Consider the following 25,482-nt stretch of genomic DNA (forward strand, 5'->3'; position numbering starts at 1 on the left):
CGCTGCGACGGGCTGAAGTTGAACGGCTGCACATCTCCGGCGTGCATGTCAGTAGCCGACGGCGTTGCTTCGGCGGCGGTGGCCGACGTCGCGGTTGCTGCGAACAAACCCCGCCGGAACAGCAGCGCTGGCACATCGGGTTGCGCATGAAGGTGTGGCCGGGGTGGCAGCTGCTGCTGCCCGGACGTTCCCCGGCCACCTCCACCTCGGCGCGAACTACGGCGGTGGGTGGCGACAGGCGCCCCCGGAGAGATCCACGACCTCCGCAGGGGTGGCGTGCGAAGTGCGAAGTTCGTCCGCTCGCCGCTAGGAACCGGGGGTGGGTGCGTGCGAAAATCTCGATGGCCGGGGAAGGGAGGCGCACTCATGACGGAGCCACGTCACGAGGCCACGGGTGCCACCGAGCGGCCGCGGTTCGACCGCAGACGTGCGTGGACGCGGTTCATCGGCGTCATCAGCACGCTCGTGCGCATCGTCGGATCGGTGTTCGCGGCGCTGCTGGCCCTGCACGTGGTGCTCGTGCTCGGCGGCGCCAACCCGGACCACGCCGTGAGCCGGTTCGTCGCCTCCTGCGCCGATCCGCTCGCACTGGGGTTGCAGAACCTGTTCGTGCCAACCGATCCGCAGCTGGCCGTGCTGCTCAACTACGGCATCGCCGCGCTGTTCTGGCTGCTGATCACCTCGATCGCCCTGCGCATCCTGCGCGCCCTCGTGTGATCCCGCCGGGGAGTCGAAAACCCGCGTGAGGCCGGAATGTTCACCGGTGCCGCGCGCCCGCCGGGTACCACCCGACGGGCGCGCGGCGGCGGAAACCGGACCACCAGCGCCCGGACCACCAGCGCTCAGGTCGCCAGCGCACTGGTCACGAAGCCCGGACCACCAGCGCTCAGGTCGCCAGCGCCCTGGTCACGAAGCCCGGATCACCAGCGCGGGGCGCCCCAGTTCTCGCTGAAGACGATCTCGTCGAGATTCCTGCGCGAACGCGGCGCGAGTTCCTTCTCCCGCAGCCTGTCGTCGAGCGCCTCGGCCGGGCCCTGCGGGCCGACCGCGATCGCGACCAGCGGCTCGTAGTCGTCCGGCACGGCGAAGGCCGTGCGGGCCGCGTCCCGGTCGAAGCCGGCCATCTGGTGCGCCGCCAGACCTTCGGCCTCGGCTTGCAGCACGAGGTTCTGCGCGGCCAGACCGAGGCCGTACTCGCCGTACGGCATGGGCTCGCCCTCCTCGTTGGTGCTGCGCGCGACGCCGATCACCAGGGCGGCGGCAGCATCGGCCCAGGACCGGTTGCCGCGGGCGAGGGTGTCGTAGATGCGCTTGTAGGTGTCTTCCCCGCGCCGCCCCGCGATGAACCGGGCGGGCTGGGTGTTGCCCCACGACGGGGCCCAGCGCGCGGCTTCGAACAGCGCCTTGAACTGCTCGTCGTCCAGTTCGGCGGAACGGTCGAACGAGCGCGGGCTCCAGCGCCCGGCCAACAGCGGGTGCAGCGGCACGGCGGTCTCGGCCGGTTTCGCCAGCGCGCCGGTGGTTTCGGATTCCTGCGTGGTCAAGGCACCTCCTGTGGACGTTCTCGGCTTCAGTCTGGCACGCGGCGGGGAGCCCGGGTCCGGTTGCGACCGGTGGGCTGCGGGGCCGCGGCGACGTTTCTCGAGAAAAGTCGGCGACTTTTCTCGAGAAACGTCCACCCCTCGCCGGGTGCTCGGGGCAGCAGGCGGGGCTCCCCGTGCACAACCGCCGAGGGCGATGCAGCTAGATCGCGTACTGCCAGGCGGTCAGCGAGTAGGCGCCGAACCAGGAGCCGAACAGCACGACGACCGCGGTCGTGGCGGCCGCCGTGGTCCGCCGCCGGTGGGCCAGCCCCATCGCCACCGGGATGAGCAGCGGGAACGCGGGCAGCATCAGCCGCACCTTGGAGTACATCAACCCGTCCGTGCCCAGGTCGAGCGCGAGCACGGCGGCGGCGAACAGCACCAGCGGCCACGGGATGCGCGTGCGCAGGCACAGCACGAACAGGGTGAGCGCCACCAGCAGGATCCACACGGTGAACGTCTCCAGCGCCGAGTTGTCGGTGCTGAGCGTTTCCAGCACGAAGGACCCGGTGGCCGCGCCGAAGTCGAACGCGGAGGACCACCCCTGCTGCTGCAGCGCGAAGTACCCCGCGGGGTTGCCGGTTTGCACGCCGACCCAGGCGACGTAGGCGAGCAGCCCCGACGGCGCGAGGACGACCGCCTGCCAGGGCCGCCAGGTGCCGCGTCCGCGCAGCAGCGCGATGCTCGCGGCGAGCACGACCACGCCGATCAACGCGGCCGCGGTGGGGCGCACGAGCCCGGCAGCGGCGCAGCACAGGCCGGCCAGCAGCCAGTCGCGTTCGAGCACGCCGACCAGCGCCCAGATCGCCAGCGCGCAGAACAGCGCCTCGGAGTAGGCCATGGACAGCACGATCGACATGGGCGCGGCGGCGAACAGCGCCACCAGCAGCAGGCCCACGGTGCGGTTGCCGCCGACGGCGCGGCCGATGCGCACCAGCCCATAAGCGCCGGCGGTGCCGGCGGCAAGGCTGACCGCGATGCTCGCGCCGAGCACGCCGAGGCCGGGCAGCAGCGACACGATCCGCACCAGCAGCGGGTAGCCGGGGAAGAACGCCAGCGGGGTTTCGGGATGCCGCTCGCCGCGGCCGTCGACCATGCTCGGATCGACCCCGCCGTAACCGTGGGCGGCGATCTCCAAGTACCACTCGCCGTCCCAGGATGCGAGATTCTCGCCGACGGATTGGTCGTTGGCGGCCGAGAGCCAGCTCAGCAGCAGCAGTCCCACGCCGCGGATTGCGAGGTACACCACAGCAGGTGCGGCTGCCAGCACGGTGCCGAGGTGGCGGTCGAACCGCTCGGCCAGCGCCGCGCGCAGCCTCGCCGACCCCGGTTGGTGCTGCGCACCAGCGGGGGCGGGGCCGTCACCCCGGTCCGGATCGAGCGTGCGCGCAGTGGTGGGCACCCCGCTCCTTTCGGCCTTCGGCGCAACCGGCGTCGACCAGGGTAGTGCGGAGCGGTGGATTGGGGTTCGCCGGTCATCGTTCGGTACGCTGTGCATACAGCGGACCGGTCGGCCAGCGACCCGGCTGGGTGATGGCCGGTTCCCGGAGGCGATCCTCGCGCCGTTGGCGGGCACGTGGCGCTTCGGCCCACCGGAGCTGGTCGATCGGAGCTGGCCCATCGGAGCTGGGGGCACCGAGCGGGGTTCGCGGACCCCGCGGGCCGGCGTCGGATCGGTGCGGGGTCGCCACGAGAATGACTGCACGGCTCGAGGAGGTTTGTTCACGTGGCGCTCGTCGTCCAGAAATACGGCGGTTCCTCGCTCGAGAGCGCCGACCGGATCAAACGCGTCGCCGAGCGCATCGTCCAGACCCGGAAAGCCGGCAACGACGTGGTCGTGGTCTGCTCCGCGATGGGGGACACGACCGACGAGCTGCTGGACCTCGCCCAGCAGGTCAACCCGGCTCCGCCGGAACGGGAGCTGGACATGCTGCTCACCGCCGGTGAGCGCATCTCCAACGCGCTCGTGGCCATGGCGATCGAGTCGTTCGGTGCGGAAGCCCGGTCCTTCTCGGGCTCGCAGGCGGGCGTGCTGACCACGTCGGCGCACCAGAACGCCCGCATCATCGACGTCACCCCCGGCCGCGTCCGCGAGGCGCTGGACCAGGGCCAGATCGTGCTGGTCGCGGGTTTCCAGGGCGTGGCGCAGGACACCAACGACATCACCACGCTCGGCCGGGGCGGGTCGGACACGACGGCGGTGGCGGTCGCCGCGGCGATGGAAGCCGACGTCTGCGAGATCTACACCGACGTCGACGGCGTCTACACCGCCGACCCGCGCATCGCGCCCGAGGCGCAACACCTGGCGCACATCACCTACGAGGAGATGTTGGAACTGGCCGCCACCGGCGCGAAGGTGCTGCACCTGCGCGCCGTGGAGTACGCCCGCCGGTACGGCGTTGCGCTGCACGTCCGCTCGTCCTATTCGGCCAAGTCCGGAACGATGATCTCCGGCTCAGTGGAGGACCTTTCCGTGGAACAGGCGATGATCACCGGCGTCTCGCACGACCGGTCGGAGGCGAAGGTCACGGTGCGGGAAGTGCCGGACAGCCCGGGGATCGCGGGACGCATCTTCCGCGTCGTCGCCGACGCCGGCATCGACATCGACATGGTGCTGCAGAACGTGTCGAGCACCGCTTCGGCGCGCACCGACATCACCTTCACCGTCTCCAGCAGCAACGGCTCCCGCGCCGTCGCCGAAATGGAGAAGATCCAGGACGAGCTGGGCTTCTCCGAAGTCGTCTACGACGACCAGGTCGGCAAGGTGTCCCTGGTCGGCGCGGGCATGCGTTCGCACCCGGGCGTGACGGCGACCTTCTGCGAGACGCTGTCGGACGCGGGCGTGAACATCGACATCATCAACACCTCCGAAATCCGGATTTCCGTGCTGATCGCCGAGGCGCAGCTGGACGACGCCGTCGCCGCGCTGCACCGCGCGTTCGAGCTCGGCGGGGACGAAGAGGCCGTCGTGTACGCGGGGAGTGGTCGCTGATGGCGCCGACGCTGGCGATCGTGGGTGCCACCGGAGCGGTGGGCACCGTCATGACCGAGCTCATCAACGCGCGGAACTCCGTGCCGTGGGGCGAGATCCGCCTCATCGCCTCGGCCCGCTCGGCGGGCAAGAAGGTCACCGTGCGCGGCGGCGAGACGACGATCGTCGAACTGGCGCCGGAAGCCTTCGACGGGGTCGACATCGCGCTGTTCGACGTGCCGGACGCGGTCTCCGCGGAGTGGGCGCCGATCGCGGTGCAGCGGGGTGCCGTCGCCGTGGACAACTCCGGATCGTTCCGCATGGACCCCGAGGTGCCGCTGGTGGTGCCGGAGGTCAACGCCGAAAAGGTGCACGACCGGCCGAAGGGCATCATCGCCAACCCGAACTGCACGACGCTGTCGATGATGGCCGCGCTGGGGGCGCTGCACCACGAGTTCGGGCTGCGCGAGCTCGTCGTCGCCTCGTACCAGGCGGCTTCGGGCGCCGGCCAGGACGGCGTGGACCGGCTGTACGCGGAACTGGAAGCCGTGGCGGGCAAGCAGGTCGGCGTGCGTTCCGGTGACGTGGCCGAGGCGCTGGGTGCTGCCGGGCTCTCACCGGAGACGCCGTTCAAGGCGCCGCTGGCGATGAACGTCGTGCCGTGGGCCGGGTCGCCGAAGGAGGACGGCTGGTCCTCGGAGGAGCTGAAGGTCCGCAACGAATCCCGCAAGATCCTCGGCATCGGCGAGTTGAAGGTCTCCGCCACCTGCACCCGGGTTCCGGTGGTGACCACGCACTCGCTGGCGGTGCACGCGACGTTCGCCTCCGATGTGGACGTCGCCCGCGCCCGCGAGGTCTTCGAAAGGCAGTCCACGGTCGTGCTGCAGGACGATCCGGAAGGCGGCGAGTGGCCCACTCCGGCCGCTGTCGTCGGCGAGGAGCCCACCTACGTCGGCCGCTTGCGGCAGGCGCTGGACTTCCCGAACACGCTCGACTTCTTCGTCTGCGGCGACAACCTCCGCAAGGGGGCCGCGCTGAACACCTACGAGATCGCGGAAACCCTCGCGGGCTGAGTTCCGGCTCGGCGCAGTTCTCCGACGGGCTCCCCGACTCCGACCTCGGAAGGCGGCGGGGAGCCCGTTGTCGTGCGCGGACGGTGCGGACTCTCCTCGCCGCAGCCGCCGCACCCGGCCCGTCGGAGCACCCGGCCCGGCGAGCCGTCCGTCCACACCGCGAGAGCACGAGCACCCTCCGCTGCTGCGCCGCGCCGAACTCCCCGCCAGCACCAGCGGCCGCGCGTTGTCGAGTTGCCGCCACTCGGAGGTATTGGCCACGGTCATCGCAACGGGTATACGTTGTTGCGCACCGTGCCGGCGGTGCGGTTTCCGGGTGGAACGTCCGAGAAGAGGGTCTCGATGAGCACGCGCAACGAGGATGCCGACGCGGTCGCGGCACCGGCGGGTTCCCGCCCCCGGGAGATCACGATCAAGGCGGTGGTCCTGGGCGTACTGCTGTCCGTCGTGCTGGCCGCCGCGAACGCCTACCTCGGACTGAAGGTGGGCATGACCGTGTCGGCGTCCATCCCGGCCGCGGTCATCTCCATGGCCATCTTCCGGTTCTTCCGCCGGTCCAGCCTGGTGGAGAACAACATCGTGCAGACCGCCGCCTCGGCGGGCGAATCGCTGGCCGCGGGCATGATCTTCACGCTGCCGGCGCTGATCCTGCTGGGCTACTGGACGGACTTCCCGTACCTGCCGGTCATGGCGATCACGATGTGCGGCGGGGTGCTCGGCGTGCTGTTCACCGTTCCGCTGCGGCGAGCGCTGATCGTGGAGAAGCCGCTGCGGTTCCCCGAAGGCGTGGCCACCGGTGAGGTGCTCAAGGCGGGCAAGTCCGAGGGCAAGGACGCCCGCTTCATCGCGGTCGCCGGCCTCGCCGGGGGAGTGCTGAAGTTCTGCCAGACCGGCCTGGGAGTGGCGTCCTCGTCCGTGTCCGGTGCGGTCAAGGCCGGCGCCGCGGTCCTCGGGTTCGGCAGCGAGCTGGGCGTGGCGCTGCTGGGCGTCGGCTACATCGTCGGCATCAACATCGCCGTGCTGGTCTTCGCCGGCGGCGCGCTGGCCTGGTTCGCGGCGATCCCGCTGTACATGCTGTTCACCGACCCGGCGCAGCTGATGAGCCTCACCGAGGGCGCGACCGGGTACTCGGCCGCCGAAGCGGTCTGGGAAGAACGGGTGCGCTACCTCGGCGTCGGGGCGATGGCCGTCGGCGGCATCTGGGCGCTGCTGGCGGTGCTGCGGCCGATCCGCGACAGCATCGTCACCTCGGTGCGGGCGGTGCGCGGCAGCCGGTCCGAGCAGGCCGGCGGGCTTTCCCGCACGCAGCGCGACATCCCGGCCCACTACCTCGGTTACGGCGCGGTCCTGCTGGCGATTCCGATCTTCCTCGTGTTCCTGTTCAACGTGGACGCCCAGCGGTTGGAGATCGGCAACGGGGTGTTCCTCGCCACGATCCTTTTCGGACTGCTGTTCGCGCTGGTCGCCGGGTTCGTCTTCGCCTCGGTCGCCGGCTACATGGCCGGTCTCGTCGGCTCGTCGAACAACCCCATCTCCGGGGTGTCCATCCTGACGCTGCTGACGAGTTCGCTGGTGCTGCTGGCGATCCTGGGCACGCAGATCGACTTCGGCGGCAACGAGGCCAAGGCCACGGTCGGGGCTGCCACCGCCGTCATCATCTCCGCGGTGGTGGCCAGCGCCGCCGCCATCGCCGGGGACAACATGCAGGACCTCAAGGCCGGCTACATCGTCGGTGCCACCCCGTGGAAGCAGCAGATCATGCAGATCATCGGGGTGGTCTCGGCGGCGCTGTGCCTGGCACCGACGCTGTCCGTGCTCTACACCGCCTACGGGTTGGGCGACTCGCTGCCGCGGCCGGACATGGATCCGTCGCAGGCGCTGCAGGCGCCGCAGGCGACGTTGATGAGCTCGGTGTCCGAGGGCGTGTTCCTCGGCGGTCTGCCGTGGACGATGATCGGGATCGGCGCGCTGCTTGCGGTCGCGATCATCGTGCTGGACCAGGTCCTCGCGCACCGCGGATCGTCGTTCCGCGCACCGGTGCTGGCCGTGGCGGTCGGGTTGTACCTGCCGCTGGAGCTGTCCGTGCCGATCTTCGTCGGCGGGCTGCTGGCCGTGGCCACCGGTCGGGCGCGGCGCCGCCGCGGCGCCGAGGGGGCCGAACGCCGCGGCGTGCTGTTCGCCTCCGGGTTGATCACCGGCGAGGCGCTGATCGGCATCCTGCTGGCGATCCCGTTCGCCGCGGCGCAGAGCGCCGAGGTGTTCATGATCAGCCCGCAGGCCCTGGGCGTCTCGGAGGGCGCGTTCACCGCCGGGAGCAACGTCCTCGGCATCGCCGCGTTCGTGTTCTTCGTGCTCTGGCTGTACCGCGTGGCCCGCGGGCGCAGCTGATGATCGTGCGTTCGAGCGGTTTGTCGGCCGCAGGCGGCCGGCCTCCACCAGCGGACAGTGGGGGGCGCTGACGACGACCTTGAACGGGCAGTACGTGGTCGAAACACGCACCACTGACAGATATCTCACAACGCGGCCCTTCGAGCTCGATGTCGACCCAGCGCGCCCGGGCGTGCGCGCAGCGCGTTAATCGCCGGGCACGGCGTCCCTCCTGGCGCACGCGTGGGGTGGCCCACGTCCGGTGATCCGATTCAGCCGGGTTTAAGTTGTGCGGCATGACGGCACTTGCGAGTGCGGCCGATGTGGTGCTCGGCATCGACGCCGGCACCACGGCCGTGAAAATCGTCGCAGCGACTCGTGACGCGCGGATGCTGCACAAGCTCGAACGCGAGTACCCGCTGTACTCCGACGAGAACGGCGCGGCCGTGCACGACGCGGACGAAGTGCGCGAGACGACGATCGCGGTGCTCGCCGAGGGGGTCTCCTGGGCGCGGCAGCAGGGGCACGCGGTCGCCGCGCTGTCGTTCAGCACCGCGATGCACACGCTGGTCGGCGTGGATGATTCCGGATCCGCGGTGACACCGGCGTTCACGTGGGGCGACACGCAGGCCGAGGACGTGGCGATCCGGCTGCGCGCCGATCCGCAGAGCGCGCAGCTGCACCGCGCGACCGGCACTCCGGTGCACACCCAGTCGGTGATGGTCAAACTCGCCTGGCTGACCGGGCAGCGCCCCGATCTGACCCGCGGCGTTTCCCGCTGGTGCGCGCTGAAGGACTACGTCCTCGGCGCGTTCGTCGATGATTTCGTCACCGACTTCTCGTTGGGCTCCGGCAGCGGTTTGCAGAACATGCACACCCGCGATTGGCACGAACCCGCATTGGCGATCGCCGGGGTGCGCGCGGAGCAGTTGCCGCGCATCGCCGCGCCCACGGACGTTTTCGATCTGTCGCGGAGCGCGGCCTCCCGCCTCGGGCTGCCGTCCGGCACGCCGGTGGTGCTCGGCGGGGGTGACGGGCCGTTGGCCAACCTCGGCGTGGGCGCGGTCCGTGCTGGCACGGCGGCGGTTTCGCTCGGGACGAGCGGTGCGCTGCGCGTGCTGAACGACGGTCCGAGCGTGGACGAGCGGTGCCGCACGTTCAGCTACGCGCTCGTCGAGGACATGTGGGTGCTCGGTGGTGCGGTGAGCAACGGGGCCGTCGTGGCGCAGTGGGCCGCCGAGACGTTCGACGTGGACGTGTCCGCACTGCTCGACGAGGCGCTGGCCGTGCAGCCCGGCGCCGACGGCGTCATCGCACTGCCGTACCTGCTGGGTGAGCGAGCGCCCTGGTGGCAGTCGGGGCTGACCGGTGCGCTGCTGGGGCTGCGCCGTTCGCACGGGCGCGCCGAGATCACGCGCGCGGTCATCGAGGGTGTCGCGCAGCAGCTGGCGCTGGTGCGCGACGCGGTGGTCGATTCGGGTGCGCGCGTGGACGCGGTGCGCGCGACCGGCGGCGGGTTCCGCAGCGAGATCTGGCGCAGCACGGTATCGGCCGCCCTCGGGTGCGATCTCCAGCTCGCCGGGGCCAACGGTGGTTCCGGCATGGGCGCGGTGCTGCTCGCGTGGTACGCGCTCGGCGAACTGGACTCATTGGACAGTGCGGCCGACCTGGTGCGCATCGAGGAATCGGTCGGGGTGGACCCCTCGAGCGCCGAGTTCTACGAGCGGAACCGCCCCCGCGTCGAAGCGCTGCACGAGGCGTTGCGCGAACTGCACGGGCGGTAGCCAACTGCGCCGTCGGAGTGTGAGCCATGTCAAAAGCTGCGCGTGAACCGCGGAATTCTGCGGCATGGTTCCCGTCTGGCTGTGGCACGACGATGTGAACGTTAGGGGCGGGTCTGTGTCCACTTCGCTCGATCTCGCCGCCGGCGGAGCGCTGGCGGCGGACACTCCGGTGATCCAGAATTCACCGGCAGTGGCATTGTCGGTCGCCGGTGGTGCGATCGTCGTGCTGCTGATCCTCATCATGGGGTTGAAGTTGCAGCCCGTGGTGGCGCTGCTGCTGGTGAGCCTGGCGAGCGCGCTGCTGCTCGGCGTGCCGGTCGGCGACGTCATGGACACGCTCTACGACGGGATCGGTGAAACGCTCGCCGAAGTGGCCCTGCTGGTGGCCCTGGGCGCGATGCTCGGCCGGATGCTGGAGGTCTCCGGCGGTGCGAGCGTGCTCGCCGAGGCCATGGTGCGCCGGTTCGGGGAGAGGCGCGCCCCGTTCGCGCTCGGTGTCGGGGCGCTGCTGTTCGGCATCCCGATCTTCCTGGACGTCGGCATCATCATCTTCCTGCCGATCGTGTTCTCCGTCGCCAAGCAGATCGGCGGCTCGGTGCTGCGCTACGGACTGCCCGTGGCCGGTTCGTTCGCGGTGATGCACGCGTTCGTCCCGCCGCACCCGGGGCCGGTCGCGGCAGCCGGCATGGTCGGAGCGGACATCGGCTTGCTGCTGCTGATCGGGCTGGTCGTGGCGATCCCGACGTGGCTCGTCGCCGCGCTGGCCTTCGGCTCCGTCATCGGGCGCCGGGTCCACCTGCCGATCCCGGAGATGTCGCTTTCCACCGGCAACGACGGCGGCGCGGGCAACGCGGGAGGTGCCGGAGGCGAGGACGGTTCCGAGGAGGGCGGCGACACGCGTCCGTCCATGACGACCGTGCTGTCGATGCTGCTGCTGCCGGTGGTGCTGATCCTGCTCAACACGGGGTTGAGCACGCTGTCCGAAGCCGGCGTGCTCGGCGAGGACAGCGACGTCGTGCAGGCGCTGATGCTCGTCGGCGAGAGCCCGATCGCGCTGACGATCTCCGTGCTGCTGGCCTCGCTGGTGCTGGGCAAGGCCCGCGGCATGTCCGGAAAGGACATCGAGAAGAACCTCACCGGCGCGCTGGGGCCGATCGCGGCGGTCATCCTGGTCACCGGTGCCGGCGGCATGTTCGGTGCGGTGCTGGAGACCGGCGGTGTCGGGCAGGCGCTCGCGGGCACGCTGCAGGACATCGGTGTGCCGCTGATCCTGGCCGCGTTCCTGATCGCGGTGGTGATGCGCGTGGCGCAGGGCTCGGCGACGGTCGCGATCACCACGGCCGGCGGTTTCATCGCTCCTGCGGTGCAGGCCGCGGGCGACATCTCGCCGGCGCAGGTGTGCCTGCTCGTGATCGCCATCGCGGCCGGTGGCACGGTGCTCTCGCACGTCAACGATTCCGGCTTCTGGCTGGTCAGCCGACTGTTCGGGATGGACGTGAGCACGACGTTGCGCACGTGGACGGTGCAGGAGACGCTCATCGGCGTGGTCGGCTTCCTCATCGCCTGCGGCCTCTGGACGGTGCTCTGAGGCGGCCTGGGCGAGTGCTCTGGGAAGGCCGTCGGAGACGGCCTTCCGGGGCCCTCGTCCGGCCGTGGAAAGCGCGGCGCGGGGGGTCGCGCGTGGTCATCTCGATGTGCCGTGCTGCGTCGGGAACGCGAGAATGCTGCGGGTGCTGACTTCTCAGAATGTTTCCCGCTGAGCCTGTTGCCACAGACGACGGGTGATGTGCTCGGCGGAGTCGGCGCTCGCCGCGCGGTATCCGGTTCCGGCCCACAACGCCAGGCCTTCCGGATCGCTTCGTGCCGCGGCCGCTGCGCGCAGCGGTTTGGTCAGCTGGTTGACCTCGGGGTAGGCGGCGGGTGCCGCCTCGTCGTGCTCGTCGAGGAACCGGTTGCGCAGTCCGCGCGCCGGACGACCGGAGAAGGCGCGGGTCACCCTGGTTTCACCGCGCCGCGGATCGGCGAGGGCGTCCTTGTGCGACTGCGCGGCGCCGGATTCGGGGCAGCGCAGGTAAGCCGTGCCGAGTTGCGCGGCCGTCGCGCCCGTGCGCAGCGCTCGTACGATGTCGCCGCCGTCGCTGAGGCCGCCTGCCGCGACCAGCGGCAGGGCGCTGTCGGCTCGCACGCGCTCCAGCAGCTCGAGCGTGCCCGCGCCGTCTCCGGCGGCGTCGACTTCGAACGTGGCCCGATGTCCACCGGCCTGGTATCCCTGCACGGCCAGCACGTCGACGCCGCGCCGCTCGGCGATTCGCGCCTCGTCGACCGTGGTCACGGTGGCCACCACGCAGGTGCCCACCGCGCGCAGCCGACGCACCGCCTGCTGCGGAGGCGGACCGAAGGTGAACGACACCACCGGGACCGGATCCCGTTCGAGCAGCTCGAGCTTCTCGTCGAACCGGTCGCGATCGGCCGGATCCGCTTCCGGCAGCTGCACCGAGTAGCGCTCGGCCTCTCCGCGCAACTCCTCGCGGTAGGCCTCGACCGCTGCGGGTTCGTGCACCGGCTCGCCCGGCACGAACAGGTTCACCCCGAACGCGCTCACCCGGCGCTGCCGGAGTTCGCGGATCTGCTCCTGCACGGTTTCGGGTGCCTTGTAGCCGGCGGCGAGGAAACCGGCCCCGCCCGCTTCGGCGACCGCGGCGACGAGCTCGGGCGTGGAGGGGCCGCCGGCCATCGGGGCAGCCACGATGGGAAGTTCCAGTCCGGCAAAGGTGAACACTGCGCTCACTCCTCGTTGAAACTGATTGTCCCCGGGTGCTCGTGCACGAGTACCACGACGTTTCCGGGACGCTGGCGACCGCCTGGCAGCTCCACCGAGCACGGCCGAGCAGCTGCTGACTCGTCGTCGACGGCGATCCGCTCACCGACATCACCGCACTCCACCAGCGCTCGTGCTCGCCCGGGGGTCGTGCGGTCACCCCTGACGCCACCGCCTGAAGTCGCCGACGTGGTCGGCGTGCTCGCCAGCAACGACGCGCGCTGGCTGACCGGCCAGGTCCTCCCCGCCACCGGCGGCATCGCGCGAGGATTTCAACCGGAGCGAGCACGAGTGGCGGAGTTGCAGGCGCAGCACCACGAGAAGGGTCGTCGCTTCGTGGCTGGGGCTCGGCCAGCTGATCGGGAACCTCGGCACGTCGCGGCACCGTGGTGCGCACCGGCCCGCAGGCGCGGGCGTCTACGGTTCGGCTTGTGCGGTGCGGATCCGCTCGGCGACCTCCTCCGCCTTCGACGGGCCGAGCTGGAACAGCGCCATGTGCCCACCCACCGTGGACACCTCCAGCCAGCCGAACGACTCCGACGACGGGGTCACCATCGTCACCTGCTCCAGCGGGATCACGTGCCGTGACGCGCCCAGACCGAATAACCCGGCGTAGTCGTGCACGATCCGCCGGTTCGTCACCGTCAACCTGCCCGGCACCTGCTGATGCCGCCGCTTGCGCGGGATCTTGCCGGTGCAGTGCTGCTCGAACAGCACCCGCTCACCCTCGTCCAGCGTCCACGGTGTCTTCCCCATCGGCTGTTGTCCCCGCCTTCCCGCGTAGTGGGGTCTCCGTCCGCGCCGCGACCGGAAGGCCCACGATGCTCACCGCAGCCGACGCGTCCGCGGAGGCTGGCCAACACACGCCCCGGGGAAACTCGATGCAGAGGCACGAGAGGGGACTGTGATGGCGTGAGCGATGCTAGTACTGCAGGCGTGGTCGGGGCACGGGGAACACCGAACGGCGACCAGCGCCAAGGCTGTCGATGCAGGTCAACGTATTGGCGCGGTGCTGCCGGCCCAGCACCGAGCGCTCGGGGCTCTCCGGGGCGCCGCCGAGGGGGTGGCGCGGGGTCCGTCATCCGTGGCATAACGCGCATCCGGTTACGAGGCCGACTTCTTCCAGTCATCGTCTGCCCGGCTGGGGTGCTTCGGGTGCCGTAGCTGGGCAAACGGGGGCGCGCTGCTCCACGCGGTTGATTTCCGCGGAGCATGTGCGCCCTGCCTGGGGGTGGTGTTGCGGCGGGTTTCTGCTGGCCAGTGCGCTGTTTTGTCGCTTGTGGACTGATCATCGGGACTGGCTGGTGGTGTCCGGAGGGCGTTGACGTTCGCGCGGGATGGGCTACTGTCAGTGGTGGGTTCGATCAGCCGCGCAGTTGGTGCTTTCCGTTCGGTGCTGCCGCGATGTGCTGGTGTTGGAGGCGGCGGCGTTCTTCGGTCGGGTTTCGGCTCGCCGCGCTGATCAACCTCGGTCATTACTGTGTGTTTTCCGCGTTCTCATTGCCTTGGGCAGAGGTGTGTCCTGTGTGGGGCGAGTGCGTGGCCTGGGAGGGGGAGGCGATATGGCGACGACGTGTTCGACGGGGGAGCGCAGTGCGCAGCGGGCGAGTGCTCTCGAGCGGGACATCGCCGAGCTGCGCCGCGAGTGGCAGGTGTGGCGGGCGCAGTTGGGCCAGTGGGAGAGCTACACCCCGCCGCTGTACAGCCTGGGCCAGTCCGGCGACCAGCGCATTCCGGTCAATCTGGGTACCGGCGGCAGTCGGAACGGTTGGTATATCCGGGTGGGTGAGCGGTTGCACCTGCGGGTGGCGTTCGGGTGGGGCCAGCCGCCGTTCGATGCCGGGCCGGGCCGGGTGATCTCGGAGTTGCCGCCGGGGCTGAGTACGCCGAGCGATGGTGGGAATCATTACCTGCACGCGCACCTGTGGACCACCAGTGGCACCGAGGGGTTCATGGATTGGGCCGGTTCGGCGTTGCTCCACCCCGGTGCGCCGACGTGGCTGCAGCCGATGTTTCCGTTCAACAAGGTTGATGCGCGGTTGGGTTTTTACACCATCGCCGGGCCCACGGCCGGCGACAACGCCAACAGCGTGCCCTACATCGCCAGCGGTTTCCCGGAGGGCGGCACCCTGGTCATCCAGGGCACGGTGCAGCTCGAGGGCGACGCGGCGCCGAGGGCGGGGTGGGTGTGATGCGCCCGTCCACGACCTGCTCCTACGGCGAGCCCACGAGCCAGCGGCTGACGGCGCTGCGGCGCGAGTACGAGCGGCTGCGGGCCGACTTCGCCGCCTGGCAAGCCGACCTCGGCCAGTGGCAGACCTACACCCCGCCGCTGTACAGCCTCGGAGCCTCCGGTGTCGAGCAGATCCCGGTCCACCTTGGATCCGGTGGGCAACGCCGCGGCTGGTTCCTGCGCATCGGCCAGCGACTGCACCTGCACTGCGAGTTCCGGTGGGGCAGCCCGCCGTTCGATGCCGGCCCGGGCCAGGTCGTTTCCGAACTCCCGCCGGGGCTGCGCACCCTGCCGGAGCGCAACCACTACCTGCACAACCACCTGTGGACGACCAGCGGCGGCAACGCCGACTGGTGGGGCTCGACCCTGCTGCACCCGGATGCGGTGCGGCTGCAACCGATGTTCTCGCTGGCCCGCGGGGATGTGCGGCTGGGCCGCTACACCATCGCCGGGCCCAACGCCGGTGACCGCGCCTGGAGCGTGCCGGCCATCCCCGGCGGCTGGCCCGAAGGCGGGCTGCTGGAACTGTCCGGCACCATCGCCGTCCTCGACTAACCCCACGCCCGAACGCTGAAACCCAGCGTTCACTCACGCTTTCCGACTTTTCTTTGTTATGCGTTGTTTCGCACCCAGGAGGTGTGTCTCATGTCCGCTCCGATCCACACGCAGCAGGCCAGTGGTGGTGAGTTCCTCGGCGTGCGCCCGTGGTATCCGCTGGAACGGCATCCGATCTCGGATCGCATCGAAGTCCTGATCCACCTGTCCACGGGCAACCTCGTGGTGCACGTGCGGGACCTGACCGTCGACGGTCGATGCGAGCTTCCTCTGAATCTGAACCACACGTTCAACGCCCAGGCGCCGGCGGTGTTACCGCCGGGGGCGATCGAGCCGAGTTTCGGCACCCATTGGGCCAGCCTGCTTGATGCGCATCTGTATGCCGATACCGACGGGGCGCGCACCCTGGTCGATCCCACCGGCTGGTATGCCTCGTTCTTGCCGGACGGTGGTGGTGGGTGGATCAGCCCGGCCGGCATCAACGCCACCCTGCACACCGAACCCGACACCACGTTCCGCCTGGTCTTCCACGCCAACGACGAAGTCTGGCGCTTCGACAGCACCGGACTGCTGACGAGCCAGGCCTGCCGCAACGGGCAAACCATCACGCTGGCCCACCGCGGTGACGGGCGGGTGGAGACGATCACCGACACCCGCGGGCGGGTGACCACGCTGCACTACGACGGCCAGGCCCAGCTGCAGGCGGTCGAAGACCCCACCGGCCACGTCTTCGGGTCGTATGTGCACGACACCGACGGGCGGCTGCTGCGGTTCGACGACCGCGGCGGCAACACCACGTTCCTCACCTACGACGCCGACGGCAACCTGACCGAGCTCATCGATCCGAACGGGCACACCTGGGTCGCCGAGTACGACACGAGCAACCGGGTCACCGCGGTGCACGAACCCCTGCCCGGCGGGGCCGCGGTGGCCACCTGGGCTTACGTCTACGGCACCGACACCACCGAGGTCACAGACCCCAACGACAACACCTCCACGTTCACCTTCGACACGCTGCACCGGCAGATCGCGGCCACCGACGCCCTCGGGCACGCCCGCGGCACGACGTGGACGGCCAACCACGACGTCAACACCACCACCGACCCCACCGGGGCCTCGATCACGTACGACTACGACGCGACGACGAACAACCTCATCGGCACCGAGTTGCCCACCGGCGCAGCCACGGCCATCGACTACACCGACACGAACCACCCCTACCAGCCCACCAGCGTCACCGACCCGCAGGGCATGCAGGTCGACTTGGACTACGACGCGGCGGGCAATCTGCTGTCGGCCTACAACGCCAACCTCGGCATCACCGTCGTGGCCTACACCTACAACCCGGACGGCACGGTGGCCACCCGCACCGACGGCAAAGGCGCGGTGATCAGCTTCGACTACGACGCCCTGGGCCAGCTCACCGCGGTGCACCCGCCGGACCCGCGCGGGGCCGAGCGCTACACCTACGACACGCTCTCCCGGACAGCCACGATCACCGATGGCAACGGCACCGTTCTCGCGTACTCCTACGATCTGCTCGACCGGCTCATCGAGATTGCCGATGTGACCGGCGGGATCCGGGACGTGCGTGAGGCCCGCAGTTACGACCGCAACGGCAACCTCACCGCCACCCAGTCACCGACTGCGCGGGTGGACTACACCTACACCCCGCGTGGCGAGGTGCAGTCACAGCGCAGCACCACCGGTGACGTGCTCGAGACCGTCGGCTACGGCTACGACCCGGCCGGCAACATCACCTGGCTGCAACAGCCGTGTGCCACGGTGCGCTACGGCTACGACGCGGCGCATCGGTGCACGACGCTGACCCTGCCGGACGGCGCGGTGGTCACCTTCGACTACGACACCGCCAACCGCCGCACCGACGCCCACCACCCCGGCGGGTTCCATCAGCACACCGACTACGACGCCGCCGGCCGGGTCACCGCCGTCGAAGCCCGCGATGCCGCCAACGTCCTGCTCGACCGCAGCACCTACCGCTATGAAACCGACATGGGCGCGGATTCGACGCTCATCCGCGAGATCACCGGCTGGTTCAGCCCCCATCCCACGGGCCAGCCCACGCTGTGCAGCTACGACGGGCTCAACCGGCTCACCCAAGCCGGGCCCTATGCCTACACCTTCGACGCGGCCACGAACCTGACCAGCACGAACGAGCACACCTTCACCATCAACGCCGCCGATGAGTACACCCACATCGATGGCATCCGCCTCGGCTGGGATCGGGCGGGGCAGCTCACTGCCGATGAGCAGCAGGTTATCTCCGAGTACAGCTCGACGCATCAGCTCACCGGCACCACTGGCCCCGAGGGGCGGCTGGCCGAACTGGCCTATGCCACCAGCGACGCCGTGCAGCTGTTGGAAGGGCTCTACGGCACCGCCGACGGCACGATCCACGACACCTACACCCACACCGCCCTGGGTGCCTACACCCGCGATGGAGTGCGCACCACCATCGTCCGCGATCCCGAGGGTCGGCCCATCACCGTCGACACCCTTGGTGGAGCCCGCCACATCCTCCACACCGACCCGCAAGGGACCGTGCACGCGCTGCTCACCCCCGAGGGCCAGGTCGCCGGCACCTACACTTACACCCCCTACGGCGAGCCCACCCCCACCGGCCAAGCCGCCGTCGACAACCCCCTGCGCTGGCTCGGCATGCTCCAGGACCCCCACGGGCGCTATCACCTCGGCCACCGCTACTACCACCCGCAGCACGCCCGCTTCACCCAACCCGACCCCTCAGGACAAGAACTCAACCCCTACACCTACGCCTCCGGCGACCCCATCAACCAAAGTGATCCGACGGGACTTCAGACCTTCCCGCAAGAAGTCTGCCGCGAACTCGAAATTATTGCTTGGGGTGCTGGAGCCGCAGGTGCTCTCACCGTTGGTGCGTCTGCATTGTTCGCGGCTGGTGTCGTGACACTCCCTGCTAGCATGCTCTCATTGAGTATCAGCGCCGGCATCGCAGCAGTGGGACTCAGTGCAAGTACATTGCATCACTTCTTTTGTTAAAGTGTAGTCAAGCTTAATAGTGGATATCGTGGGCACCCTTCTTCTGGGGTGTCCACGTTGACTTGGGAGGGCTTATGTATCGGAAGTATGCAAATGTTGCCTTTTATCTACTATTCTTGGTATCGTTGTTCTTTCTTGGATTTGCGACCTATCGTATCGCTTCAGGCGAAGATGCTTCGATTTTTCTAATGGTGAGCATATTGACAAGTCTGTTTTGTGTTCTCGTGTTGCATTCCCGTAAGACTTAGATCACGTTAAAACCGACTGACCCAGGCCGGCCCGTATGCTTGCACCTTCGATGCGGCCACGAACCTGATCAGCACCAGCGAGCACACCTTCACCATCAACGCCGCCGATGAGTACACCCACATCGATGGCATCCGCCTCGGCTGGGATCGGGCGGGGCAGCTCACTGCCGATGAGCAGCAGGTTATCTCCGAGTACAGCTCGACGCATCAGCTCACCGGCACCACTGGCCCCGAGGGGCGGCTGGCCGAACTGGCCTATGCCACCAGCGACGCCGTGCAGCTGTTGGAAGGGCTCTACGGCACCGCCGACGGCACGATCCACGACACCTACACCCACACCGCCCTGGGCCTGGGTGCCTACACCCGCGATGGAGTGCGCACCACCATCGTCCGCGATCCCGAGGGTCGGCCCATCACCGTCGACACCCTTGGTGGAGCCCGCCACATCCTCCACACCGACCCGCAAGGGACCGTGCACGCGCTGCTCACCCCCGAGGGCCAGGTCGCCGGCACCTACACTTACACCCCCTACGGCGAGCCCACCCCCACCGGCCAAGCCGCCGTCGACAACCCCCTGCACTGGCTCGGCATGCTCCAGGACCCCCACGGGCGCTATCACCTCGGCCACCGCTACTACCACCCGCAGCACGCCCGCTTCACCCAACCCGACCCCTCAGGACAAGAACTCAACCCCTACACCTACGCCTCCGGCGACCCCATCAACCAAAGTGATTCGATCGGGTTGGCTCCCCCGTTGATCGCGGCTGCTCTTGCACTCTTCGGAGCAGCTATATACGGGTGCATCGTAGGGGCCCTGGCTGATCTGTTTAAAGAGTCCATCACGCGGCAGGTACAGGGGCGCCCACAGATCAGATCAGGCGAAATCAACGAAATACTCGCCAATGGGTGCCTCTGGGGAGGGCCAATTAGTGTGGTTCTTCGTTTTAGCAAAAATGCTATTTTGGGGGCTGCCCGATGGGCGTACTCCCGGGTGATGGCCGGTCAGTAGTCGCTTTGGTTGCGTGTCCTGCCAGTTTTCCTCTGGCAGGACACGTTTGCGATCACGGATGTCGCACAGATATTATAATGCCAGTTGCGACAGAAAATGGGTGGGCCATGAAAAGATTATTTGGCTGGATACTTCTTTTTCTAAAGGCGTGCATAACCGAATTATCGATCCCCTTGCGGAAGGTCTCAAACTGGATCTTTGCAGTATCTCTCGTGGCTGCCTTGTTTGCGGGGGAGTATTTGACGGATCATGCCGGACTGCCTTTGTGGAAAAGTTCTTTAGTGTTGGGAGTAATTGCCTTAGTGGTGGCGTTTATTTGGGCATATTTCGAGATCAAGCGTAGCGCGCGATGACCGAAATTGAGATCACTTCATTGAAGCGCCGGCCACGTTTAGGCGCGCTGCTCTTTGGCGTATACGTCAGCTCATTGCGTCCAAGTCAACCAGGACCAATGAAGCGCTATGGTGATGTCCGACCTTTTGGTATATAATTCGTTTGATATGTATACCGAAAATGACGCTGGATTTGCACATGAAGTCATTCGCGAAGAAGTTCATTTATTTCCTGGTGTTTATATTCCTTGCAACCCTAGCAATGAATAGCTTGAGGTGGTGGCTAGGGTGGCCCTTTGGGTTAGCGGCTGGCGTTACTTTAATTGTGATTGCACTAATTTTCACGGCGACTCCGCGACGTAAAATCAGAAGGAGGGGCAGCGGAGGGAATGAGTGCTGATGCTGGCGCATCTGCGCTGAGTCGAGACCTGCACGTTGGTGCAAGGAACCTGAGGTGGCAGTCCTTCTGTGGCGCCCGTGGTTGTGAGAGCCAGGAGGCGATCACCTCGGCCACCATCGCCCGAGTCCAGAGCCAGGGCGTGTGCAAGGTCGATGTGAGGGCTGTGGCAGGTTTTTGACCAGGTAGGACGCGGGCGAGGGCGCGGTTCCGGTGGGAGATCATCGGGTTGTCTCAGCCTGAGATTCTACCCGTGGAGCTGCGCCCTCGTGTCCTCATCTTCTCCGATTCCGGTTGTGCTTGACCACCCCACCCTCACCCTGGAGTTCTTGCGGGCCCGTGTGGACGGTTTATGGCGAGCGTTGCAGGTGGTGATCGATCCGCGCGACGCGCGGGGAGTCCGCTGAAGTGATCTCAACGAGTTAGTACTGCAGCCGGACTTTGGTGATCGTGGCTGGTGAGGGCCGGTGCAGACGAGGACGGCCACCACGTGATCATGATCAGGTGTGTCGACTCATCAAGATCGTGTGGTGGCCGCAAGCCACAGCATAGACCCTGCCGGGTGGCAGGCGGAACTGGACATGTTGATGCAGCGAGTGGCCGACCGGTTCGCCCGTATCGAGACCCGCAAGCGCGCGCGGGCGCTGGTGCAGGGCCTGATGGCGGACTTGCCCACCAAGAACTGCTGGTCGTTGGCCGAGCACGCCGGGGACGCCTCGCCGGATGGGATGCAGCACCTGCTGCGCAAAGCCGTCTGGGACGCCGACGTAGTCCGCGATGACGTGCGTGACCTCGCTGTGCAGCATCTCGGCGATCGGCAGGCGGTGCTGGTGCTGGACGAGACCGGCGACCTGAAGAAAGGCCGGCACACCGTCGGGGTGCAGCGCCAATACACCGGCACCGCTGGCAGGATCGAGAATGCCCAGGTCGCGGTGTTTGCCACCTACGCCACCGAGGCTGGGCACACGTTGATCGATCGGGAGTTGTATCTGCCCCGCTGCTGGGCCGACGACCTGGACCGGCGTCAGGCGGCCGGGGTGCCCGAGGACGTGGAGTTCGCGACGAAACCGCAGCTGGCCGCCCAGATGATCACCCGAGCGGTGCAGGCTGAGGTTCCGGTCCGGTGGGTGGCCGCCGACGAGGTCTATGGGGGTAACACGACCCTGCGCAGGCAGCTGGAAACCCAGCAGCTGGGCTATGTGCTGGCCGTATCGTGCGATCACCGGGTACGCACCAGTGCGGGGACTACTCGGGCCGACACCGTGGTCGCGAGCCTGCCGAGACGGGCCTGGCAACGTGTCTCGGCCGGAGCCGGGGCGCACGGGCAGCGCTACTATGACTGGGCCCTGGTCGAGCTGGACGAGCCCGACACAGTCGGGAGGCGGTGGCTGCTGGCCCGACGCAACCGCCGCACCAGGGAGCTGGCCTACTACCGTTGTCACAGCCCTTCCCCGGTGCCGCTGTCCACACTGGCCCACGTGGCCGGACGACGGTGGACCGTCGAAGAGTCCTTCCAAACCGCCAAAGGACACACCGGGCTCGACCAGCACCAAGTACGCCGGTGGCACTCCTGGTATCGCTGGACAACGCTGGTGATGCTGGCCCACACCTTCCTGGCCATCACCACCGCCGCCGCCCGCGCACGACCCGCGCCAGCCGAACAGATCCCGCTGACCCTGCCCGAGATCACCCACCTGCTGCACGCCATGACGGGCGCCTCACCCGAACAGGCCGCCCACATCCTGACCTGGTCCACCTGGCGACGGCGCCACCAACACCGCGCCCGAAGAGCCCACTACCAGCGACAACGCAACCGCGAACCATGAACTACGGCTGCAGTATTAGATGATGCCGTGTTCGTAGTGGGTCAGGGTGAGGGCGGCTGCGACGATGTCGCCGATGCGGCGGGGACTGGCGGTCAGATGCTGCAGGGTTTGCCAACGTTGGGTGAGCAGGGCAAATCCACGTTCACCCAGGCTGCGCAGACTGCGTAGCAGGGCGTTGTAGGTCCGGTTGTCCGGATCCAGTCGCTGGTTCCCGGCGGGCTGTTTGATCGGGGTGTGTACTCCGATTCCGGCTCCTTCGTAGCCACTGTCGGCCAACGTGGGCAGCCCCTGGGCAGCGGCGGAGTAGAGGGCACCCAGAGCATGCTCGCGGGCGCAGGTCATGTCGTGGGTCGAGCCGGGTTCGACCTCTCAAGGTCCACAGCGGAGTTCCGCTCGGGACCGACAAGGCTTGAATGTTTCCCCGTGCTGAGCGGCCTTACCCGAGTACCACAAATCGATCGTGTAGCCGCGTGCGCTGGTGGTTTTCTCGCCATAGCGGTCGGTGGAGAGCACGCTGCCGTCCACGATCACATACTCCAGCCCCTGTTCCTGGGCACGCTGCAGAGCTTGATGGATGTCCGGGGCCTGGGCGGCCAACACCGTGATGACCTCGTCGAGATATCGGTAGCTCGTGGCTCGCGAGACTCCGTGATCGCGGCCCAGTCGGATCGGGGTCAAACGGTCACGGAACCAGCGCAACCCCAGCACAGCCTGCCAAAAGCACGTCAACGCCCGAGCGCCCGACCGCGTGCCGCGACGGCACCGCTCGGCGAACAGCAGCCAGGCCACGTACTGGGCCAGTTCAGCAGAGACATCCAATGTGGCACGATGAGTAATCACGCAGAGCCTCCGGTACGGACTTCGATCTGTAGCAAGACCAGTCCTACCAGGGCTCTGCGTCCTACCTTCTCCCCAGGACTGCGCCAGCACCACCCACTATTGAGATCACCTCGCTATCGACTTCCGTTCCTGCTGGCCGCCGCGGTCGGCGCGAAGACCTTCGTCGAGATCGCCGAACACGCGGCAGACCTGCCAGCAGGCATCCTGGCCGAACTCGGCATGTGTTCCTGGTCGGGACCCCATCGTGCTGGACCTTCGCGCGGGTGCTGGCCACGGTCGATCACGACGAACTCGACCAGGCCTGATCCGGTTGGATGCGGCGGGATGACAAGCCGGCGGCCGTCGCCGTCGACGGCAAATCGCCTCGCACGTAATGCCCGAAGCTCGGCCACCTCGCCGCACGCCGCGCGCACGCCCTCCGGCAGGCTCGTGCCGCTGTCGGCACGGGCCGCGCGGGCGTCGTGCTCGGTGCCCCGGCCTGACGCAGGAGAGCCTGGTTGCGGTCGCGGCGGTCGCGCACGCTCTGGCGGTGCAGCTCGCGGCCGAGCGAGCGGCCCCGCCTCAGCAGTTCGAAGCTCGCTGCAGTCGCCCTGCTCGACGTGTGCGTGAATCGCGATCGCCCGGCCCGCGGTGGGCCGCTCACCCTGATCGTTCTCGGCGAGCTCACCGCGTTGCTGTTCTGCTCGGCCAACCCGTGCAGCTCCACGTGGAGCAGCGGACTGCTCCGTCCGGGCGTGTGCGCGTACCTCCGGCCCGTTGCTTTTCGGTTTCGGCTCGAGTCGTTCCGGCCGCACTTCTAGGCGTGACGTGGATCTCCTTGCCAGGATTTCGGACGTTGTTCAGGTGATCGCACCTCGGTGCCCGCCGTTGCCGCACGCGTCGAGTCAGCGGTGGTGCGCCGAGCGCACCCGATGGGAGGGGATCCGCCCTTGTCGCCGTCTCCGGAGCACCTCGTCCTCGCAGAGCAGCTCGCGCAGACCCAAACCCCGGTGGTGGGCACCGGTCCCGCCCTGATCATCGCCGCGGGCGCGATCGCTGCGCTGCTGGCGCTGATCATCGGCGTGAAGATGCAGCCGGTCGTGGCGTTGCTGCTGGTGAGCCTGGCGAGCGCGCTGCTGCTCGGCGTGCCGGTCGGCGAGGTCATGGACACCCTCTACGAGGGGATCGGTGACACGCTCGCCGAAGTGGCCCTGCTGGTGGCCCTGGGCGCGATGCTCGGCCGGATGCTGGAGGTCTCCGGCGGGGCGAGCGTGCTGGCGCACTCGCTGGTGCGCGCCTTCGGCGAGCGGCGCGCCCCGTTCGCGCTCGGCGTGGCCGCGCTGCTGTTCGGTTTCCCGATCTTCTACGACGCCGCGCTGATCATCTTCCTGCCGGTGGTCTTCTCCGTGGCCAAGGCGCTCGGCGGCTCGGTGCTGCGCTACGGACTGCCGGTGGCCGGGGCGTTCGCCGCGATCCACGTCTTCGTCCCACCGCACCCGGGCCCCGTGGCCGCGGGCAGCATGCTCGGCGCGGACATGGGCCTGCTCGTGGTGGTGGGCCTCGTGGTCACCGTGCCCACGTGGCTGCTCGCCGGTTACGTGTTCGGCCGGCGCGTCGGCGACCGGGTGCAGCTGCCCGTGCCGGAGGTGTCGCTGGCCGCGCGGGAGGACTCCGCGCAGGAACCCGCGAATCCGCCGGGCCTGCTGGCCGTGCTGTCCATGCTGGTGCTGCCGCTGCTGCTGATCCTGTCCAACACCGGGCTGGAAACGCTCGGCGAAGCCGGCGCGGTGAACACGGACAGCACCGCGGTGCAGGCGGTGCAGCTGATCGGTGAGAGCCCGATTGCGCTGGTCATCGCCGTGCTGGCGGCCGTGGTGGTGCTCGGCGTGCGCCGCGGGATGCGGCTGGGCGAGATCGAGCGGCACCTGTCGGACTGCCTCGGCCCGATCGCCGTGGTCATCCTCGTCACCGGTGCGGGCGGCATGTTCGGCGCCGTGCTCAACGAGGGCGGTGTCGGCCAGGCGCTGGCGGGCATGCTGCAGAGCCTGGGCGTTCCGCTGCTGCTGGCCGCGTTCCTCATCGCGATGGTGATGCGCGTGGCGCAGGGCTCGGCGACGGTGGCGCTGACCACCGCGGGCGGGTTCATCGCTCCCGTCGTGCAGGCGACGCCCGGGCTGTCGGAGCTGCAGCTGTGCCTGGTCGTGATCGCCATCGCGGCCGGTGCGACGACGCTGTCGCACGTCAACGACTCGGGGTTCTGGATGACCAGCCGCCTGCTCGGCATGGATGTCCCGACCGCGCTGCGCACGTATACCGTGATGCAGACGCTGATCGGCACGATCGGGTTCGGCATCGCCTGCGGACTGTGGTTGGTGTTCTGAAGGTGCTGCTCGCGGGGTGCTTTCCAGATCCGCGGCGGGTGCGGCGC

17 protein-coding genes and 1 pseudogene are annotated in these 25,482 nt (G+C 68.5%); 12 read left to right on the top strand and 6 right to left on the bottom strand.

Annotated features, from left to right (window positions below):
- The first annotated feature begins 366 nt into the window (after positions 1-366).
- A complete protein-coding gene (locus ACVGV2_RS01200; protein ID WP_459164199.1) occupies positions 367-717 on the top strand; it encodes a hypothetical protein in 351 nt (116 codons plus the stop codon).
- 203 nt (positions 718-920) lie between these two features.
- On the opposite strand, the gene ACVGV2_RS01205 is transcribed toward ACVGV2_RS01200, so the two are convergent.
- Entirely contained in the window at positions 921-1,544 is a 624-nt protein-coding gene (locus tag ACVGV2_RS01205) for a nitroreductase family protein (protein ID WP_459164200.1), read from the bottom strand.
- Between the two features lie 199 nt (positions 1,545-1,743).
- Positions 1,744-2,985, bottom strand: coding sequence for a hypothetical protein (locus ACVGV2_RS01210; protein ID WP_459164201.1), 1,242 nt, complete (start codon positions 2,983-2,985; stop codon positions 1,744-1,746).
- A 324-nt stretch (positions 2,986-3,309) separates the two neighbouring features.
- Here ACVGV2_RS01210 and ACVGV2_RS01215 point away from each other — a divergent pair, with 324 nt between their 5' ends.
- The 5 genes from ACVGV2_RS01215 to ACVGV2_RS01235 all read left to right on the top strand — a co-directional run bounded on the left by ACVGV2_RS01215 (position 3,310) and on the right by ACVGV2_RS01235 (position 11,366).
- The gene (locus ACVGV2_RS01215; RefSeq protein ID WP_459164202.1) at positions 3,310-4,575 is read left to right on the top strand and encodes an aspartate kinase; all 1,266 of its coding nucleotides are present in this window, start codon (positions 3,310-3,312) and stop codon (positions 4,573-4,575) included.
- Complete coding sequence (locus ACVGV2_RS01220) at positions 4,575-5,627, top strand: aspartate-semialdehyde dehydrogenase (RefSeq protein WP_459164203.1); 1,053 nt, start codon at positions 4,575-4,577, stop codon at positions 5,625-5,627. The genes ACVGV2_RS01215 and ACVGV2_RS01220 overlap by 1 nt, the downstream gene beginning before the upstream one ends.
- A 342-nt stretch (positions 5,628-5,969) precedes the next feature.
- Positions 5,970-8,015 (top strand): OPT family oligopeptide transporter, encoded by a 2,046-nt coding sequence (locus ACVGV2_RS01225; protein WP_459164204.1) that lies wholly within the window; start codon positions 5,970-5,972, stop codon positions 8,013-8,015.
- 275 nt (positions 8,016-8,290) lie between these two features.
- The gene (locus ACVGV2_RS01230; RefSeq protein ID WP_459164205.1) at positions 8,291-9,778 is read left to right on the top strand and encodes a gluconokinase; all 1,488 of its coding nucleotides are present in this window, start codon (positions 8,291-8,293) and stop codon (positions 9,776-9,778) included.
- Between the two features lie 64 nt (positions 9,779-9,842).
- Positions 9,843-11,366, top strand: coding sequence for a GntP family permease (locus ACVGV2_RS01235; RefSeq protein WP_459164206.1), 1,524 nt, complete (start codon positions 9,843-9,845; stop codon positions 11,364-11,366).
- A gap of 153 nt (positions 11,367-11,519) precedes the next feature.
- Here ACVGV2_RS01235 and ACVGV2_RS01240 read toward each other — a convergent pair whose 3' ends face one another.
- Positions 11,520-12,557 (bottom strand): nitronate monooxygenase, encoded by a 1,038-nt coding sequence (locus ACVGV2_RS01240; RefSeq protein ID WP_459164207.1) that lies wholly within the window; start codon positions 12,555-12,557, stop codon positions 11,520-11,522.
- 456 nt (positions 12,558-13,013) lie between these two features.
- Positions 13,014-13,352, bottom strand: coding sequence for a hypothetical protein (locus ACVGV2_RS01245; protein ID WP_459164208.1), 339 nt, complete (start codon positions 13,350-13,352; stop codon positions 13,014-13,016).
- A gap of 806 nt (positions 13,353-14,158) precedes the next feature.
- Here ACVGV2_RS01245 and ACVGV2_RS01250 point away from each other — a divergent pair.
- From ACVGV2_RS01250 to ACVGV2_RS01260, 3 genes are all read left to right on the top strand, one after another.
- On the top strand, positions 14,159-14,788 hold the full coding sequence (locus ACVGV2_RS01250; protein ID WP_459164209.1) for a hypothetical protein: 630 nt from the start codon (positions 14,159-14,161) through the stop codon (positions 14,786-14,788).
- Positions 14,788-15,384, top strand: a complete 597-nt coding sequence (locus tag ACVGV2_RS01255) for a hypothetical protein (RefSeq protein ID WP_459164210.1) — start codon at positions 14,788-14,790, stop codon at positions 15,382-15,384. Before ACVGV2_RS01250 ends, ACVGV2_RS01255 begins: the two co-directional genes overlap by 1 nt.
- A 90-nt stretch (positions 15,385-15,474) precedes the next feature.
- Entirely contained in the window at positions 15,475-18,423 is a 2,949-nt protein-coding gene (locus tag ACVGV2_RS01260; RefSeq protein ID WP_459164211.1) for an RHS repeat-associated core domain-containing protein, read from the top strand.
- 249 nt (positions 18,424-18,672) lie between these two features.
- On the opposite strand, the gene ACVGV2_RS01265 is transcribed toward ACVGV2_RS01260, so the two are convergent.
- Positions 18,673-18,879: a hypothetical protein gene (locus tag ACVGV2_RS01265; RefSeq protein ID WP_459164212.1), complete on the bottom strand. Its 207-nt coding sequence runs from the start codon at positions 18,877-18,879 to the stop codon at positions 18,673-18,675.
- A 66-nt stretch (positions 18,880-18,945) separates the two neighbouring features.
- Between ACVGV2_RS01265 and ACVGV2_RS01270 the strand changes: the two genes are divergently transcribed.
- Both ACVGV2_RS01270 and ACVGV2_RS01275 read left to right on the top strand, forming a co-directional pair.
- Positions 18,946-19,680, top strand: coding sequence for an RHS repeat-associated core domain-containing protein (locus ACVGV2_RS01270; RefSeq protein WP_459164213.1), 735 nt, complete (start codon positions 18,946-18,948; stop codon positions 19,678-19,680).
- 1,316 nt (positions 19,681-20,996) lie between these two features.
- Entirely contained in the window at positions 20,997-22,235 is a 1,239-nt protein-coding gene (locus tag ACVGV2_RS01275; RefSeq protein ID WP_459165823.1) for an IS701 family transposase, read from the top strand.
- Positions 22,236-22,250: 15 nt separating this feature from the next.
- On the opposite strand, the pseudogene ACVGV2_RS01280 reads toward ACVGV2_RS01275, so the two are convergent.
- Positions 22,251-23,075 (bottom strand): annotated as a pseudogene (locus tag ACVGV2_RS01280) (transposase family protein).
- A 929-nt stretch (positions 23,076-24,004) separates the two neighbouring features.
- On the opposite strand from ACVGV2_RS01280, the gene ACVGV2_RS01285 reads away from it, so the two are divergent.
- The gene (locus ACVGV2_RS01285) at positions 24,005-25,435 is read left to right on the top strand and encodes a GntP family permease (RefSeq protein WP_459164214.1); all 1,431 of its coding nucleotides are present in this window, start codon (positions 24,005-24,007) and stop codon (positions 25,433-25,435) included.
- The last annotated feature ends 47 nt before the right edge of the window (positions 25,436-25,482 follow it).

It is taken from the genome of Bounagaea algeriensis (assembly GCF_054491375.1).